At 66.6% G+C, this 16,907-nt stretch carries 16 protein-coding genes and 1 riboswitch; of the genes, 9 read left to right on the top strand and 7 right to left on the bottom strand.

The annotated features are described in order from the left end of the window. Positions 1-19 precede the first annotated feature (19 nt). Genes ACQY46_RS08140 through ACQY46_RS08130 form a run of 3 tightly spaced genes read left to right on the top strand, consistent with a single transcriptional unit; the run spans position 20 to position 1,728 of the window. Positions 20-649: a hypothetical protein gene (locus ACQY46_RS08140; RefSeq protein WP_428699749.1), complete on the top strand. Its 630-nt coding sequence runs from the start codon at positions 20-22 to the stop codon at positions 647-649. A gap of 55 nt (positions 650-704) precedes the next feature. Then, positions 705-1,430 carry an AzlC family ABC transporter permease gene (locus ACQY46_RS08135; RefSeq protein WP_428699748.1) on the top strand — a complete coding sequence of 242 codons (726 nt, stop codon included), beginning with the start codon at positions 705-707 and terminating at the stop codon, positions 1,428-1,430. Then, positions 1,420-1,728, top strand: a complete 309-nt coding sequence (locus tag ACQY46_RS08130) for an AzlD domain-containing protein (protein WP_428699747.1) — start codon at positions 1,420-1,422, stop codon at positions 1,726-1,728. The genes ACQY46_RS08135 and ACQY46_RS08130 overlap by 11 nt, the downstream gene beginning before the upstream one ends. A gap of 299 nt (positions 1,729-2,027) precedes the next feature. Here ACQY46_RS08130 and ACQY46_RS08125 read toward each other — a convergent pair whose 3' ends face one another. Further along, complete coding sequence (locus tag ACQY46_RS08125) at positions 2,028-3,659, bottom strand: pilus assembly protein TadG-related protein (protein WP_428699746.1); 1,632 nt, start codon at positions 3,657-3,659, stop codon at positions 2,028-2,030. A gap of 313 nt (positions 3,660-3,972) precedes the next feature. Between ACQY46_RS08125 and groES the strand changes: the two genes are divergently transcribed. The 3 genes from groES to ACQY46_RS08110 all read left to right on the top strand — a co-directional run bounded on the left by groES (position 3,973) and on the right by ACQY46_RS08110 (position 6,522). Further along, the gene (gene groES, locus ACQY46_RS08120) at positions 3,973-4,260 is read left to right on the top strand and encodes a co-chaperone GroES (protein WP_067220552.1); all 288 of its coding nucleotides are present in this window, start codon (positions 3,973-3,975) and stop codon (positions 4,258-4,260) included. Positions 4,261-4,373: 113 nt separating this feature from the next. Next, entirely contained in the window at positions 4,374-6,011 is a 1,638-nt protein-coding gene (gene groL, locus ACQY46_RS08115; protein ID WP_306027032.1) for a chaperonin GroEL, read from the top strand. 298 nt (positions 6,012-6,309) lie between these two features. Continuing rightward, positions 6,310-6,522, top strand: a complete 213-nt coding sequence (locus tag ACQY46_RS08110; protein ID WP_428699745.1) for a SlyX family protein — start codon at positions 6,310-6,312, stop codon at positions 6,520-6,522. A 23-nt stretch (positions 6,523-6,545) separates the two neighbouring features. Here the strand turns inward: ACQY46_RS08110 and hisG are convergent, their stop codons facing one another. From hisG to hisS, 3 genes are read right to left on the bottom strand one after another with little or no spacing between them, the layout of a single operon-like run. Beyond that, complete coding sequence (hisG, locus tag ACQY46_RS08105; protein ID WP_428699744.1) at positions 6,546-7,550, bottom strand: ATP phosphoribosyltransferase; 1,005 nt, start codon at positions 7,548-7,550, stop codon at positions 6,546-6,548. A gap of 13 nt (positions 7,551-7,563) precedes the next feature. Next, positions 7,564-8,679: an ATP phosphoribosyltransferase regulatory subunit gene (locus tag ACQY46_RS08100; RefSeq protein ID WP_428699743.1), complete on the bottom strand. Its 1,116-nt coding sequence runs from the start codon at positions 8,677-8,679 to the stop codon at positions 7,564-7,566. Further along, positions 8,676-10,322: a histidine--tRNA ligase gene (hisS, locus tag ACQY46_RS08095; RefSeq protein WP_428700439.1), complete on the bottom strand. Its 1,647-nt coding sequence runs from the start codon at positions 10,320-10,322 to the stop codon at positions 8,676-8,678. The genes ACQY46_RS08100 and hisS overlap by 4 nt, the downstream gene beginning before the upstream one ends. Before the next feature lie 684 nt (positions 10,323-11,006). On the opposite strand from hisS, the gene ACQY46_RS08090 reads away from it, so the two are divergent. Together ACQY46_RS08090 and ACQY46_RS08085 are read left to right on the top strand one after the other, a co-directional pair. Continuing rightward, on the top strand, positions 11,007-12,272 hold the full coding sequence (locus tag ACQY46_RS08090) for an MFS transporter (protein WP_428699742.1): 1,266 nt from the start codon (positions 11,007-11,009) through the stop codon (positions 12,270-12,272). 47 nt (positions 12,273-12,319) lie between these two features. Then, a riboswitch (SAM-I-IV-variant riboswitch) is annotated at positions 12,320-12,458 on the top strand. Positions 12,459-12,567: 109 nt separating this feature from the next. After that, positions 12,568-12,879 carry a hypothetical protein gene (locus tag ACQY46_RS08085; protein WP_428699741.1) on the top strand — a complete coding sequence of 104 codons (312 nt, stop codon included), beginning with the start codon at positions 12,568-12,570 and terminating at the stop codon, positions 12,877-12,879. On the opposite strand, the gene ACQY46_RS08080 is transcribed toward ACQY46_RS08085, so the two are convergent. The 3 genes from ACQY46_RS08080 to ACQY46_RS08070 form a co-directional block, all read right to left on the bottom strand. After that, positions 12,846-13,187, bottom strand: coding sequence for an acyl-CoA thioesterase (locus ACQY46_RS08080; protein ID WP_428700438.1), 342 nt, complete (start codon positions 13,185-13,187; stop codon positions 12,846-12,848). The two genes, ACQY46_RS08085 and ACQY46_RS08080, sit on opposite strands and share 34 nt — an antisense overlap. Before the next feature lie 224 nt (positions 13,188-13,411). Next, positions 13,412-15,466: a methyl-accepting chemotaxis protein gene (locus tag ACQY46_RS08075; RefSeq protein WP_428699740.1), complete on the bottom strand. Its 2,055-nt coding sequence runs from the start codon at positions 15,464-15,466 to the stop codon at positions 13,412-13,414. Positions 15,467-15,616: 150 nt separating this feature from the next. After that, positions 15,617-16,306, bottom strand: coding sequence for a Crp/Fnr family transcriptional regulator (locus ACQY46_RS08070; RefSeq protein ID WP_306027024.1), 690 nt, complete (start codon positions 16,304-16,306; stop codon positions 15,617-15,619). 379 nt (positions 16,307-16,685) lie between these two features. On the opposite strand from ACQY46_RS08070, the gene ACQY46_RS08065 reads away from it, so the two are divergent. Further along, positions 16,686-16,907 carry a helix-turn-helix domain-containing protein gene (locus ACQY46_RS08065; RefSeq protein ID WP_428699739.1) on the top strand — a complete coding sequence of 74 codons (222 nt, stop codon included), beginning with the start codon at positions 16,686-16,688 and terminating at the stop codon, positions 16,905-16,907.

The raw sequence follows: 16,907 nt of genomic DNA, 5'->3' as shown, positions 1-16,907 counted from the left end.
TTACCAGGGCGGGGCAGACATGATCAGGGGTGGATTGACGGACCGCGGCAGCGGACCTTTCGGAACACGGGCACGCGGCAGCGCGGGACGATATGCGTCACGCCTTGCAAGCGCCTGCGCGCTTGCCGCCACGCTCGCCCTTTCGGCAGTCCCGGGGACGGCCACCGCGCAACAGCCCGTCTCCCCCGCCCTTCCCGAAGCGCTCGCCGCCGCCTATGAGGGTCTTGATGCCGCCTGGGCGCAGGCGCCCCTGTCGCTGGCCACCGCCACCTTCGTCGATGGCGAGGTCGCCGGTTTCGGCCGCTACACGCCGCGCAGTGAGGCCGTCTTCGCCGAGGGCGAGACGCTCACCGTCTATACCCGGCCCGTCGGGTTCGGGTATGTCGAGACGGATCTGGGCTACGGCGTCCGGCTGGTTGCCGATTTCGAACTCCTCAACACCTCGGGACAGGTGCTCGCCGCGCAGACCGGCTTTGCCGAACTCACCGCCGACAGCCGCGAAAAGCTGCGCGAGTTCCACGCCACGCTGCGGTTCGCCTTCGAGGGGCTGCGCGCCGGGGACTATGCCCTGGTGACGAAACTCACCGACACGGCGAGCGGCAAGACCGCGGACGTGACCCTGCCCTTCACGGTGCGCGCCGCCAACTGACCCGGCCGCGCGCCCTGCGGCCCCACGGGGCGCGCACAGGACGAACAGGCCGAGAATGACACAGACCCCTTCTCCTGCCCCGGAGCCGCCCGGAGGCAGGCTGGTCCTGAGCCCGGCCGGCACCTGGCGCGGCGTGCGCACGCTGCTGCCGGTGGCGATCTTCGTCATCCCCTTCGGCATCGCGTTCGGCGTGGCCGCGTCCGAGCGCGGCCTCCCGGTGATCCAGTCGATCGCCATGAGCGCCCTGGTCTTTTCCGGCGCCGCCCAGTTCCCGACGCTCGAATTCTGGCAGGATCCGATCGCCTTCGCATCGCTGGCGCTGGTCGTGCTGGCGGTGAACGCACGGCATGTCGTCATGGGCGCGGCCCTCTCTCCCTGGATCAACACCCTGCCCCCCCGACACAGGGTGCTGCTTCTGTCGCTGCTCAGCGATCCGAATTTCGCCAGCGGCCAGATGGCGCTGCGCGCGGGCGAGCGCGACCTCGGCGTGCTTCTCGGCGGCGGGTTGATCCTGTGGGTGAACTGGATCGCCGGAACGGCAATCGGCGCCCTGGCCGGGCGCCTGATCGGCGCGCCCGCCACCTACGGCCTTGACGTGGTGATGACATGCTTTCTCGCCGCCATGGTGGCCGGCCAGATCGAGCGCAGGACGAAGATCCTTCCCGTTCTGGTCGCAGCCATCGTCGCTGTCGTCCTGCTCGACCAGGTGCCGACGGGCTGGAACGTCATCCTCGGCGCGCTTGCCGGCGGCATCGCGGGGAGCGTGCGCCATGCCAGGTGACCTGGCAGCCTGGGCCGCGATCCTACTGGTCGCCGCCATCACGCTCGGCAGCCGCCTCGCCGGCGCGTTCCTGATGAGCCGTGTCAGAATGTCGCCGGCGGTCGAGCATTTTCTCGACAACCTGTCGATCTCGGTGATCGCTGCGCTTGTCGCATCGCTGGTGGCCAGGGGCGGGTTGCGGGAGGCCGTCGCGGTGGCGCTGGCCTCGCTCGTCATGCTGCGCTGGAAAAGCGCGGTCTGGGCAATCACCGCCGGAATGGTGATCGCAGCCGCCTGGTCCTTCGCGCTGAACGCCTAGGGTCAGGACCTATTAAATAGGCGGACATGGTCGGAGCGAATTTGCGCGGAGGCAAGGAGCAAGGCCGCGGGAAGGCTGAAGCCTTTCAAGGCCTTGCGACGCTGACGCCCGTGCAAATTCGCCCGATCCGAAGGACGTTCGATCTGACGGCGATCTGCCGCGTCAAAGCTCTCGGCCGGGGCGCCAACCCCGCTCTTCGAGCTTTTCCTTGCATCTCTTGTCATATCGAACGCCATTTTCGTCAATTTAATGGGTCCTGACCCTAGGACCGGGACCGGAAAGGCGGAGCGGCGCCTGCCTTACATCTGCAGGCGCAGCTTGGTGATTTCCTCGGCGATCCGCTCGAAGGCCTCTGTCAGGTCGCCGTTCGACTTGGCGTCGAAGGCCATGGACGCGGTGGTCGCGCAGTCGCGCATCATGCTGACGGTGCCGCTGTTGTAGATCTGGAACGCCACGGTGTAGACCTGAACGCCCGTCTTCTTGGCGTTGGTGCAGGTCAATTTCAAACGCTCGTCCATCTTGTTCTGGATTTCCCAGTAGTCGTCGACGCCATTGCCCAGCCGCTCCTCCGTGCCATAACCATAGGCGTTGATGCGCGTCTTGTTGAACGTGCTCTGGCTCTGATAGGTGTTCTCGCCGTCGGTCATGACGATGAGGACGCGCACATGCTCCTCGTCGGAGTCCTTTTTCGGCTCGCGGCCCTTGGTGAACGGCTCGGACGGCGACAGCACGCGCCAGCCCCAGATCGCCCCCTGGTGAATGTTGGTGTGGCCGTCCGCCTTCATCTTCTTGATGGCGGCGAGCACCGTCGACTTGCTCTCGGTCAGGTCGGTGATCGGCTCGGTCTTGCACCAGTAGTTGGGCCCGTTATTCCACGTGTTGCCGAGCGATTTCGGCTGATCCTTGTACTTGCAAAGCCGCTTCTGGGCATATTCCCACTGGTTCATGCCCGATGATTTGTAGGCCTTCTTCGCCTTTTTCTTGCAGGCGCCGCGATCGTCGTTGAGATAATCGTTGTAGTAATAATCGCCCCACTTCTTGTTGGCGCTGGACGGTTCGTCCGGCGCGAACTCCGGCACGAACAGCGTTGCCGGATTGCTCGTCGAGGGCGGCGTGTCGTCGACGTCATAGGGCATCGGCCGCGCCTCGACGCAGCCCAGCCAGTTGGTGTGCTTCAGCTGCTTGAACAGGGTGAACCGGCTCGGCTTGCCGTTGACCAGGTGCTTGCTGTCGAACTCGTCGGTGTCCGGCTTTCCGCTGCCGTCCGTCTCGAAATTCTTCCAGTGGATCGGCGAGCGGCCCTCGCGGTCCATCCAGCTTGCCGTTTCCTTGTCCGTCCCGACATTGACGAAGGAGGTGAAGGGCACCAGGCCGATCCTGACCCGGTCCTTCTTGTCGCCGTCCTCGTTGATCTTGAACAGCGTCTTGGTCAGGTCCTCGGCGGCATCCTTCAGCGTGCTCATCTTGCTTCCGGCCATCGAGCCGGAATTGTCGAGCACCATGACGACGTCGAAGGTCGCCTTGCCGACGACGGTCTGCGACATCACGCTGACATCGATCGAGCTCTTGTTCATGACGCTGCCAAGCATCGTGTGCACGGTTTTCCCCGCCCGCACGGTCACCGTCCCCTTGACGACCGAGACGTCGAGATCGACGGCCTCGTCGTTCCCGCCCTTGTAGATCGCCCGGAAATAGTCCTCGGCGTTCGCCTTGACCTTGGCCTCCGACAGCCCGTTGCTGTCGTAGTTGGCGGCAAGCGCGGTGGCATCCACCGCCGCCTGCAGGTCCACCTTCACGTTGTAGGCGCGGGTGTAGTCGATGCCGGCGCCGACCACGAGCAGGCAGACCCCCGTGCAGACCGCAAGCGGGACGACGATGCTGCCGCGACGGTCGGCGGCAAGGCGGGCGAGGAGACGCGGCTTCTTCATCATGCAACGAAGACTATCCGGGCGACCTTGCCAAAACGTTTTCAAAAAGCGTTAACGCCAAGGAAATTCCGCAGTTTTTCCAAGTGGCCGACGGCGCTGGCGGAGGCCTGCAAGGGAAAAACCGGCAATGTGTCGCGAACGGCGAAAAAACCCGTACGGGAGGTCATTGACAGCCATCGGAGGCCGTCCTACATCAAGGCCGCTGTTAGCACTCTCATTCACAGAGTGCCAACGTGGTCTGCGGTTTCCCGACGACCCCGAGGCGGGGCATCGCGGGAAGGAGTACCACGCTGGCCAGGAAAGGAAAGAGCACGACATGAAGTTCCGTCCTCTGCATGATCGCGTCGTCGTTCGCCGGGTCGATTCCGAAGCGAAGACCGCCGGTGGAATCATCATTCCCGACACCGCCAAGGAAAAGCCGCAGGAAGGCGAAGTCGTCGCCGTCGGCCCGGGTGGCCGCAAGGACAACGGCGATCTGATCGCCCTCGACGTCAAGGCCGGCGACCGGGTCCTGTTCGGCAAGTGGTCGGGCACCGAGGTCAAGATCGACGGTGAAGACCTGCTGATCATGAAGGAAAGCGACATCATGGGCGTGGTCGGCTAAGCCGCACCGCGCTTTTTGTCCCCGTCGCGGCCGCGCCGGCTGGCGGAGCCTCTCGGCCCGCCCGGGCCCTGGCGCGAAACCCGCGACGTCTGAAACAACCAGGAGACATGAAAATGGCTGCCAAGGAAGTCAAGTTTTCCACCGATGCCCGCGACCGCATGCTGCGCGGCGTCGACATTCTCGCCAATGCCGTCAAGGTGACGCTGGGCCCGAAGGGCCGCAACGTCGTCATCGACAAGGCCTTCGGCGCCCCGCGCATCACCAAGGACGGCGTCTCCGTCGCCAAGGAGATCGAGCTTGAGGACAAGTTCGAGAACATGGGCGCGCAGATGGTCCGCGAAGTCGCTTCGAAGACCAACGACATCGCCGGCGACGGCACCACCACCGCCACCGTTCTCGCCCAGGCGATCGTCCGTGAAGGCGTCAAGTCGGTTGCCGCCGGCATGAACCCGATGGACCTGAAGCGCGGCGTCGACCTTGCCGCCGCCGCTGCGGTGAAGGACCTCGAGGCCCGCTCCAAGAAGATCTCCACCTCCGCCGAAGTGGCTCAGGTCGGCACGATCTCGTCCAACGGCGACACCCAGATCGGCGAAGACATTGCCAGCGCCATGCAGCGCGTCGGCAACGAGGGCGTGATCACCGTCGAGGAAGCCAAGTCGCTCGAGACCGAGCTGGAAGTCGTCGAGGGCATGCAGTTCGACCGCGGCTACCTCTCGCCCTACTTCGTGACCAACGCAGAGAAGATGGTCGCTGATCTCGAGAAGCCGTACATCCTGCTGCACGAGAAGAAGCTCTCCAACCTGCAGGCCATGCTGCCGATCCTCGAGGCCGTCGTTCAGTCCAGCCGTCCGCTGCTGATCATCGCCGAGGACGTCGAGGGCGAGGCGCTTGCAACCCTCGTGGTCAACAAGCTGCGTGGCGGCCTGAAGATCGCCGCCGTCAAGGCTCCGGGCTTCGGCGACCGCCGCAAGGCCATGCTCGAGGATCTTGCCATCCTGACGGGCGGCACGGTGATTTCCGAGGATCTCGGCATCAAGCTCGAGAACGTCACGCTCGACATGCTCGGCACCGCCGAGAAGGTCGCCATCACCAAGGAAAACACCACGATCGTCGACGGTGCCGGCGAGAAGGCCGACATCGAGGGCCGCGTCTCGCAGATCAAGGCGCAGATCGAGGAGACCACCTCCGACTACGACCGCGAGAAGCTGCAGGAGCGTCTTGCCAAGCTCGCCGGCGGCGTCGCCGTGATCCGCGTCGGCGGTGCGACCGAGGTCGAGGTCAAGGAAAAGAAGGACCGCGTCGACGACGCCCTCAACGCGACCCGCGCGGCCGTCGAGGAAGGCATCGTCCCGGGTGGCGGCGTTGCTCTCCTGCGCGCCAAGAAGGCTGTCGAGGCCCTCACCTCCGACAACCCGGACATCATGGCCGGCATCAAGATCGTGCTCCGCGCCCTTGAGGCCCCGATCCGCCAGATCGCCCAGAACGCGGGCGTCGAAGGTTCGATCGTGGTCGGCAAGATCCTCGAGAACGACGACCAGACGTTCGGCTTCAACGCGCAGACCGAGCAGTACGTCAACATGGTGGAAACCGGCATCATCGACCCGACCAAGGTCGTGCGCACGGCTCTCCAGGACGCGGCTTCGATCGCCGGCCTGCTGATCACCACCGAGGCGATGGTCGCCGAGCTTCCGAAGAAGGACGCTCCGGCTCCGGCGATGCCGGGCGGCGGCATGGGCGGCATGGACTTCTAAGAAGTCCGTAAAGCTTGGAACACGGGAATGGGCGGCCCTCGGGCCGCCCATTTTCGTTTGTGGCAGGTCAACGACGGACGAAGGACGTCCGCCCTCGCCTCCCACCCTGTGTCATCCCGGCCGGAGCGGAGCGCAGAGCAGGAGCCCGTGGCATCCGGAGCGGGGCGACGCTTCACATCTCCCCAGCCCCCGTCCTCATGGACAGATGCGAGCGCAAGCGGTATGGCGATGCCGCGGGCGCGCCGGCCCGAAAACCCGGACGCCGCTGACGGCCGAAACAGATTTGGGAAAGAGCGAGATGGACCGCGACACGATTGCCCGCATCGAGCAGCTTGAAGAGCAGCTCGCCTTCCAGACGCGCACGGTCGAGGAACTGAACGAGGTGGTCACCGCCCAGGCGGGCCAGCTGGACAAGCTCACCCGCCGCCTTGGCGCTCTTGCCGCGCATGTCGAGGAACTGGAGGACGCCGCCTCGCGCGGCGCGCCGGTGACCAAACCGCCGCATTACTGAGGCGGAGTGAGGCCCCTCCCCCCTCAGCCCGCCGGTGCAACCCTGGCGGCGAGCGGCTCGTAGAGCGGATTGCTGGTGCCGAAGACATAGTCGAGCGTCGTGACGCTGACATGCGGCGCGCCATGGTCGCGCAGGAGCGTCGCGCAATCGGCGGCGCGCCCTGCCGGGCAATGCAGCAGCAGGGGCTGGCCGACCTGCGTGCCGAAGGGCGCGACGGCGCCAAACTGCTCGGCCGCCGTGCGGGCGGTCAGTTCCGGGGCCTGCACCAGCGCGCGGATCTCGCGGAAGCCGCGGGCCCGGTCCTCGGCCGCGATCCGGTCGAGGATCACCCGCGCGGCGGCGAGCTGCGCATCCGACCATTCTGCAGCGAGCGAGGCGACGAGATGCGCCTGGCTCTTCAGGATGACGCCGTCCTCGAGCACCTTCAGGTTGTTCGCCGCAAGCGTCGAGCCGGTGGTGGTGATGTCGACGACAAGCTCCGCCGTGCCGGCGGCCGGCGCCCCTTCCGTTGCTCCCGCGCTTTCCACGATCCGGTAGTCCGACAGGCCGTGGCTCGCGAAGAAGGCCCGCGTCAGCGCCACGTATTTGGTGGCGACACGCAGCCTCGCGCCGCTGCGGGCGCGGAAATGCGAGGCGACGTCGACGAGGTCGGCCATGGTCGAAACATCGATCCAGGCGTCGGGCGCGGCAACCACCACATCGGCGAAGCCGAAGCCGAGCGGGGTGACCACATGCACCAGCTCCTCGGGCCGCGAGATCGTCTCGTGCACCAGGTCGAGCCCGGTGACGCCCAGATGCGCCTGGCCGGAGCTCAGCTCGCGGGCGATCTCGGAGGCCGACAGGAAGGCGATCTCGACCTCGCCCGCATCGAACCGGCCGAGCCGTCCGCGATAGTTGCGTGCGCCGCCCGGACGGCCGACCGGCAGGCCGGCGCGGGCGAAGAAGTCGTGCGTGTTCTCCTGCAGCCGGCCCTTGGAGGGCACGGCGATGATCAGCGGCCGGGAACGGGTATCGGGAGCTTGGGTCATGGCATTGGCGCCTTCAGATCCGGTCGAGCCAGATGGAGAACCCGGTCGCCGGGATATGGGTCTCGGCGCCGAGCAGGGCGAGCAATCGGTCGTAGCGGCCGCCGCCGACGATCTGGCCGGCGCTGGCGCGGGCGGCCGAATGGATCTCGAAGACGAAGCCCGTGTAGTAGTCGAGCCGCCGGCCGAAATCGGCGGCGAAGGTCAGCGCGCCCGTGTCGACGCCGGCCGCTTCCAGCGCATCGAGCCTTGCGGAAAAGCGCTCCAGCGCCTCGGAAAGATCGAGCCCGGTCTCGGCCGCGAAGCGCTGCATCGCCGCCACCGCCTCGCGCGGCGTGCCACGGATCGCCAGGAAGCGCGTCAGCACCCCGGCGGCGCGGTCGGTGCCGCTGTCATGGGTCGCCAGCATCGCCTGTTCCAGCAGGCGTTCGGCAATGTCGGCAGCCGAGCGTCCGGCGACCGGGCGCAGGCCCGTCAGGCTGAGCAGTTCGGCAACCGCCGCCTGCGCCGTTTCCGGGTCGACGCCCTCCAGCGCGCGCATCAAGGCGGGCGTCGCGGGCGCATCGATGCCGGTGCCGCCCTTCATGTTGGAGATCGCCGCGTCCAGCCGGTCGCGCTCGCCGAACAGTTCGCCGAGCCGTCGCCGCCAGACCGGGGCAAGGTCCAGCCCGTCGAGCACGGCGCGGTAGAGCGCCTCGTCGCCGATATGGATTTTCAGGTCGTCGACGCCGAGCACATGAAGCGCCCGCGCGGACAGCGCCAGGATGTCCGCATCGGCAGCCGCCTCGTCCGCCCGGCCAAAGCATTCGACGCCCGCCTGCATGAACTCGCCCGAGCCCTCGCGGCGCTGGCGGAACACCGGCCCGCAATAGGAATAGCGCGCCGGCGTCGTCGCGCCCGGCCCGTCGAGATGGGCGCGGCAGACGGGGATCGTGTAGTCGGGACGCAGGCACAGTTCCTCGCCCGCCGCCGTGTCGCTGGCCAGATACATGCGGCCGCGAATGTCCTCGCCGATCAGGTCGAGAAAGAGGCTGGAGGGCTGCAGCACCGCCGGCTCGACGCGCGGAAACCCTTCCTCGGAAAAAAGGTCCGTCAGCTCCGAATAGCGGCGCGAGGGTGGCAGGATGCTCATTCGGCCCTCCCTTGGGCCGACGCCTTCGCACCTTCGCGCGCCCGGTCCTCGGCCTGCGCGGCGAGCATGCGGCGGACGGTGGCGACAAGATCGGTCTCGGGCGCGCTTTCCTGCGCCGGGCGGCTTTCGCGCCAGGTGACATTGTCCTCGATCTCGCCGGACAGCCGCTTGCCCTCGATCAGGTCCTTGATCTGGACGATGCCTTCGGCGCGCTCGTCGCCGCCCTGGATGATGGCGAGCGGACAGCCGCGCCGGTCGGCATATTTCAGCTGGTTGCCGAATTTTTTCCAGTTGCCCTGGTACATCTCGGCGCGAATGCCGGCAGCGCGCAGGTCCTGCGTCATCTTCTGGTAGCGGGCGAGGTTTTCCGTGTCGCCGTCCATCACGGTGACGAGCACGGGGGGCAGCACCTCGTCGGCCTGCAGCTTGCCGAGGTTCTTCAGCGCGGTCATCAGCCGCGAGACGCCGATGGAAAAGCCGGTCGCCGGCACGTCGCGCCCGGTGAAGCGCTTGATCAGCCCGTCATAACGCCCGCCGCCGCCGACGGAGCCGAACTGCACGACCTCGCCCTTCTCGTTGGTGACGTCGAACAGAAGCTCCGCCTCATAGACCGGGCCGGTGTAATATTCGAGACCGCGAACGACGGAGGGATCTGTCACAATCTTGATCTGAGCGGAATCATATCCAGCCGCCCTGAAAAGATCAGCCATAATGCTGAGCTCTTTTAGCCCATCTCGGACAAGATCGTTTTTGGGTAGATTTTCCGAAAAGATCTCTATCGTTTTTAGATTGTCGACGTCCTTGATACGCAATTCATTTTCACTAACGCGTGCGATGCTCTTCAGCTCACGGCGAACATTGCCGTCTTTGTCTGAGAAGTTGTGTAGTATGGCAGGTTTAAACGTCAAGAAAACGCCGAAAGCGGCCTTTTGCGTATCTGAAAGCTGTGCTCCAGGAGTAAAGTCGCCGCTTGGATCCTTACGGCCTTCTCCTAAGAGTTGAAGAACTCCATCTGTGCCAAGTCGGTCCATTTTATCCAAAGCACGCAGCACGGTCAGCCGGCGCTCGGCGTTTTCCTCGCCGCCAAGGCCGATCGCCTCCATCACCCCGTCGAGCACCTTGCGGTTGTTGACGCGGATGACATAGGACCCGCGCGGGATGCCAAGGGCCTCCATCGTGTCGGCCATCATCATGCACATCTCGGCATCCGCCTGGACGCCCGGCGCGCCGACGCTGTCGGCATCGAACTGCATGAACTGGCGGAAACGCCCCGGCCCGGGCTTTTCATTGCGGAACACCCAGCCGGCGCGATAGGTGCGATAGGGAAGCTGGATCTCGTTGATCCCCTCGGCGACATGACGGGCGAGCGGCGCGGTGAGATCGTAGCGAAGGCTCATCCACTGCTCGTCGTCGTCCTGCAAGGAAAAGACGCCGGCATTGGGCCGGTCGGTGTCGGGCAGGAATTTTCCGAGGCAGTCGGTATACTCGAACGCCGGCGTCTCCACCGGATCGAAGCCATACTGCTCGTAGACGGTCTTGATCTTCGACAGCATCGCCTCGGTGGCGCGGATATCGCTGGCCGAGCGGTCGACGAAGCCGCGCGGCAGGCGGGCCTTCAGCTTGGACGGTTTGTTCTTAGCCATCGGCGTGTCGGAATCCATCGTAAGGGGCGCGGGAGGCATTGCGCGAAAGGGTGCCGGTTTCCTAGACGAAACAGCCCGTCCGGGCAAGGCGCGGGGCGTTTGCCTCCTCTCAGGGGTCATCCCGGCCTCCGAGCGGGAATCCATTGGCAACCTCGCAGCAGAGGCACGAGGCGCATCCCCCCGCTCCGCGTCATCCCAGCCTCCGAAGTTACACCGGCCGGGCGGGGCGCGAGGCGCATCCCCCCTCTCGGACGTCATCCCGGACCTGATCCGGGATCCATTGGCAACCCCGGCAGCTGTGAAGGCTCCAGGCGGTTGCTGAAGACACGCAGAGTTGCGCTGTCGCCGGAAACTGGTCGGAGCGGCTGCCGGCGTACCGGGCCGGCACGCGGCCGCAGCGACCCCCTCGCTTCCGCTCCGGCAACGAATGGGCCCCGGATCTCGCGATGCTCGTCCGGGGTGACGGCCTGAGCATGTGGCGCGGCAGCGGGCCGGCCTCGCTGTTGCCGAGTGACTGCCGGGGGAGCATGTTGTGATCGCTGGAGATTTTGCTAGGCTGCCATCATGCCGTCGCAATGCCGGCAGAGGGATGCGCCAGCGGCGAACGCATCGTGCGGCGCCGTCGACGCGTCCGCCGCGGATATTGCAAGCATCGCCCGTTTCCTCGTTCAGGCCGGCCCTTTCATGACCCAGATCCTTCCCATTGCAGCTCTTCTCGTCGGATCGGCGCTGCTGCTGATCGGCGGCGGGCTGCATGGCCTGCTGCTGCCGCTGCGCGGGTCCTTCGAAGGGTTTTCCGACACCTCGCTCGGCCTGCTCGGCACCGGTTGGGCGATCGGCTATGTCGCCGGCTGCCTGCTGACCCCGGTGATCGTCAAGCGCGTCGGTCATATCCGCTGCTTCGGCGTGTTCTGTTCGCTCGCCTCCATCGTCGTGCTGCTCAACCTGGTGTTCATGACCCCGGCCGCCTGGATCCCGCTCCGGGCTCTTTCCGGGTTCTGCTTCGCGGGTGCCGCCATGGTCGTGGAAAGCTGGCTGAGCGAGCGCGCCAGCCCGTCAACGCGGGGCAGGATCTTCGGCATCTACACGATGATCAATCTCGGCGCGACGATGCTCGGCCAGATGCTGCTGACGCTCGGCGACACGACCGGTTTCCTGTTCTTCGTGTTCGGCGCGATGATCTATTCCATGGCGCTGCTGCCGACCGCGCTGTCGACGGCCGCTGCCCCCCAGCCGCTGTCGCAGGCGCGCCTCGACCTGAGGGCACTGTGGCGCAACTCGCCGGTGGCGGTGATCGGCGTCTTCCTGATCGGCATTTCCAACAGCGCCTTCGGTACGCTCGGCGCCGTCTACGGCCGGCAGGTGGGCCTGTCGGTCTCCTCCATCGCGACGATGATGTCGGTGGCGCTCTTGGCCGGCGCGCTGATCCAGGTGCCGATCGGCATGCTGTCGGACCGGGTCGACCGGCGCCTGGTGCTGGTCGGCATCGCCGGCGCCGGCTGCCTGCTCGGGGCGGCGCTCAGCCTGGGCGGGGCCCTGTCGCCGGTGGTGATCATCGCGCTGGTCGCCGCCTTCGGCGGGATGATCTATTCGATGTATCCGGTGATCGTCGCCCATGCCAACGACCACACGCCGCCGGGTGAATTCCTCAAGACAAGCGGCGGGTTGCTGCTGCTGTTCGGCGCCGGCTCGGTGGTCGGGCCGCTGCTTGCCGCCGTGATGATGACGCTGACGACGCCGCAAGGGCTGTTCGCCGTGACCTCGGCCGCACACGCCTGCCTCATCGCCTTCGCACTGTGGCGGATGACGCAGCGCAGCGCCCTGCCGAGCGAGGACAAGGACGACTTCGTCGCCATGGCCTCGGGCGTGCGCTTCTCCACCCCCGAGACGCTGGCGATGGATCCGCGCGCCGAGGAGGACGAGGCGGAACTGCCGCGCGACGCGGCGTGAGCCGGCCGCTTTGGCCTTGCATGGCCCGCCGGATCATGGCATAGCGAAACCGTCATCAAGAGAAGGGCTGGCGCCCTCGCCAACCTGCCCGACCGGGCAAGGTGGTCTCCCTGACACGAAAGGCCGGAACAAACCGGTCCGCGTTTTGGGGATGTGGCCGCGCAAGCGGCAACGAAACGGTCGTCTGATCCGCGCCAGTCCTCCTCGGGAAACCGATGGAGGATTTTTTATGTCGAACGCTTCACCTCTCGCCTCAGCCGACGCAGCCGGCACTCCGCCGGCCGGCGGCCGGTGTGTGTCCCTCACGCGGATTTCCTTCGCCGAGATGCGGGTGCTGGCGGTTGGCCTGCGGATGCGCGCCCCGGGTTTTGGTCGCTGCGGGCCGGACAGCGACATCCTCGCCGGGGCGGAACGGGCCGACAGGCTGGCGGCCCTGGTGGGGCTGTGGGCCGGAGGGTGCCGGAACGTTGTCGACGAGGTGCTGTTTCGCGACATCGCGGCGCGCTACCCGGAGCTGGCGGGACGGCTCAGGAGCCGCCTGCGTCGCCGCAACGCGGCCGCGCCCTTTGCTCCCTACTCGGGCGGAACCGGGATCGGCCGGCCCTGATCGTCGACGGAGACGAAGGTGAAGGTCGCGTCGGTGACCTTCTCGCGCTCGCCGTGCCGGTGACGCAGCGCCCAGGCCTCGATGCCGATCTTCATCGAGGTGCGCCCGACGCCGATGACGCGGCAATAGACGCAAAGCACGTCGCCCACATGCACCGGGCGGATGAAGGTCATCCGGTCGACGGAGATGGTGACGACGCGCAGCCTTGCCCGCTGGCCGGCGGCGATGCCGCCCGCCAGATCCATCTGCGAAAGAACCCAGCCGCCAAAAATGTCGCCCGCCGCATTGGTGTCGGCGGGCATCGCCATGGTTCTCAGCGTCAGCTCGCCGCTGGGGGTCTCGGTCGCATCGCTCACGGGCGGTCTCCTTGCGCAGGGGAATCGGAAAATCGGTCCGGGAGAAAGCCTAGAGCCATTCCGCCGCGCTGGAAATTGCCCGCCGCCCGCGATTTTTCCAGGCGCGCAACGGAAAACCCCGGCGGGGATGCCCGCCGGGGTTTCGCGTGGGACCATATGGAGCGCTCGCGGCCGCCTCAGGCAGCGGCGACATCGGTCAGGAAGCGGTCGATCTCCTCGCGCAGGGCGTCGGTGTTGCGGCTCATGGCGCCGGACGCATCGAGCACGTTGCCGGCCGCCGACGAGGTGCTTTCCACCGTCGAGGCGAGCAGCTCCATGTTGCGGGTGACCGCGCCGGTGCCTTCCGCCGCCTGCTGCACCGAACGCGAGATGTCGCTCGTCGCGGCGCCCTGCTGTTCGACCGCCGAGGCGATCGAGGCGGTGTAGCCGTTCACTTCCTGCATGATCTGGGCAATCTCGCCGATCGCCGAGACGGCCTCGCCGGTCGAGCCCTGGATCGCCGCGACCTGGGCCCCGATCTCCTCGGTCGCCTTGGACGTCTGGGTCGCCAGTTCCTTGACTTCGGCGGCAACGACGGCAAAGCCGCGCCCGGCCTCGCCGGCCCGCGCCGCCTCGATGGTGGCGTTCAGCGCCAGGAGGTTGGTCTGCTCGGCAATCGCCTGGATCAGCGAGACGACCTCGCCGATCTTGTTGGCGGCGGCCGCAAGGCCTGCAACCTTCTCGTTGGTCGAGTGGGTGCCCTGGGTCGCCTGGTCGACGACCTGGGTGGTCTGGCCGACCTGGCGGGAGATCTCGGCGATGGAGGCGGAAAGTTCCTCGGCCGCGCTCGCCACCGTCTGCACGTTGCCGGTCGCGGCCGAGCTTGCCTGCGAGGTCTCGCTGGCCCGTTCCGCGCTTTCATGGGCGGAGGCGGAGAGCTCTCGCGCTGTCTCGTCGAGACCCGAGGCCGTCTGGCTGACGCTGCCGATAAGGCCGCGCACGGTGTCGCGGAAGCCGCTGATCAGCGCCTCGGTGCGGGCCTGGCGCGCGGCGCGGGCCTGCGCGTCCTCGCCCTGGGCGGCCTCGAGCCGCTGGCGCTCCAGCGCGTTCTCGCGGAAGGTCTCGACCGCGCGCGCCATGTCGCCGATCTCGTCCTTGCGCTCCTCCATGCCGGCATCGACGGAGGTGTCGCCGCCGGCGAGACGGCCCATCACCTCGGTCAGGCGGGCGACGGGACGGGCGAGCGCGCCGGCCCCGAACCAGACGATGCCGACGACGACGACCAGCAGGGCGAGCGCGATGGCAAGCATCGTGTTGCGGGCGCTGGTGGCACCCGCGACCATCGCCGCATAGGGCACATCGACGGCGACATACCAGCGCTCGGCGACACCGGGGAAGGAAACCGGGACAGCGGCGAGGTAACGCTCTCCAACATGGGCGCTCGCCGCGCCGGAGGTGGCCTCGCGCATCAGCTTGAGAAGCTCGGCATCCTCGACCTTCTTGCCGAGCAGCGCGGCATCGGAGGTCGAGACCCACAGGTCGTCACCGCCGACCAGCTTGACCTCGCCCGCGCCGAAGGGCTTCAGGGCCGACATCTTCTCGACGATGGAGGTCAGCGCCAGGTCCGAGGTGGCGATGCCGACGGGCTTGTCGCCCTTGCGCACGATCCAGCTGATGGTGGTCATCAGCACGTCCTTGCCGTCGATCGGATAGGTATAGGGCGGGGTGACCAGCGAACGGTTCTCGCGCACCGGCATGTCGTACCAGCCCTCGGTGCCCGTTTCCTTGGTCATGACGAGCTGCTCGACGGTCACCTTCTTGTCGGCGCCGAAGTAGAAATAGGGGACGAAGCGGCCGTTGGCGTCGGAATACTTGTGGCCGACGAAATCGGCATCGCGCCCGTCCAGCCCGTTCGGCTCGAAGGCCAGCGTCATGCCGACGAGCTGGGGATTGGCCTCCACCGTGCGGATCATCAGGTCGCCGAGCCGGTCGCGGTCGGCCATGCCGCCGGCGAGCAGCCCCTCGACGGCCGCGGCCGCCGTCTGCGCAACGGTGAGCGAGCGCGACACGCCTCCCGACACTTCGCTGGCATAGGCATCGAGCAGGGCGCGCGCCTCGCTCTCGGCCGCCTTCTCGGCCGCCGAGGACATCACCAGCGAGCCGGTCAGGCTGGTGCCGATCATCGAGGCAAAGAACAGCGCTCCGGCGCTGACCAGGAGCTTGTTGCGTATCGACAGGTCGGAAAACCGCATTGCCTAACCTCACTTTGGGGCCCGAACTTTCCCCAAAGCGGTAGCGGATTCGCCTTACCGCGGACTTAACCCTCGGCATTTGTTGCAGGATCAGGAAACAAAAACGGCGGCAGTCCTTTTCGACGCTGCGTCAGCGTCATTGAAAATTCATCAAAGCGCCGAGGCGCGGCGCAGCCAGTCGGGGTTTTCCAGGCAGTAATAGCCGGATATGCGGCTGATCGTTCCGGCGCGTTTCCAGTCGTTGAGCACACGGCTGACGTTTTCGCGCGCCGCGCCGGCCATGTTGGCGATATCCGCCTGGGAGAGCTTGTAGTGGATCAGGATGCGGTCCTTGTCGACCGGCTTTCCGAACGTGTCGGCAAGCTGCAGCAGGGTCTGCGCGACGCGGCCCGGCAGCGGCAGGAAGGAGCGCGCGGCAAGCACGTCGTTGGCCTGGCGCAGCCGCTTGCCGACGATGGAAAGCATGTGCCGGTAAAGCGCCGGGTTCTCGTCGGCGAAGCGCTCGAAGGCATACTTGTCGATAAAGGCGAGGCGCGAGGGCTTCAGCGCGGTGACGGTGGCCGAGCGGGCCCGCCCGTCGAGAAGCGCCAGTTCGCCGACAATCGAACCGGGCCCGAGCACGGCGAGCAACTGCTCGTCGCCCTCGACGCTGACGATGGAGACCTTCAGCGAGCCTTCCAGGATGGCGTAGCAGCCGTTGCCGGGGTCGCCGGCCTCGAACAGGATCGCACCGGGTTTCACCGACATCGGCCTCGCCAGGGCGGAGAGCCCGGCGGCCAGCTCGGTGTCCAGGCCTTCCATGGAAAAGCTGTTTTCCAGGAATGTCTTGATTTCCAGCATCAGTTCCGCCTCGATCTGTCGTCTTCAAAGGACGCGATTATCGGGACCCGGGCATGAATGCCGCATGAACTGGAAACGGACCCCGCACGACTGCCCCGTCGTGCCGGGCCGGCAGGCCCCGCCCCATATTAGGGCGGTTTCGCCCCCAGCAAAGCGGATTGTGTGACCGCCATCACTGTAAGCGGCCCGCATCACCCCCATATTACAATTATCAAACGCCGCTTCTTCCTGACCTCGCGGTGTTCCTCCCCCCGAAAAACCGGCCCCCCATCCCCGCGGGGGGCCGGTTTTCGCGTTTGAGGGGATGGCGGATGCCGGCAGGTCATCGATCTTGTCAATCTTTGTTGACAAGCCCGACATTGTCAACCAATGTTGACAAATGGACAAACCGAGCGTGCTGCCCGACCCCGATGAACCGGACAAGGCACTGGCCGCCGTCGTCGCCCTGCGGGATCTGGCGGACAGGCTGGAGCGGCAGGCGGTGGCCTCGGCGCTGCGACAGGGCTGGTCCTGGGCGAGAATTGCCCAGGCGCTGGGGGTGACGAGGCAGGCCGCGCACAAGCGGCTGTCGGGGACAGTCGCGGACGAGGACCACCGATAG

It is taken from the genome of Stappia sp., assembly GCF_965276915.1.
Taxonomy (GTDB): Bacteria; Pseudomonadota; Alphaproteobacteria; order Rhizobiales; family Stappiaceae; genus Stappia.
Note: the sequence above shows the minus strand (reverse complement) of the source record. Positions and strands in the feature narration are given on the sequence as shown.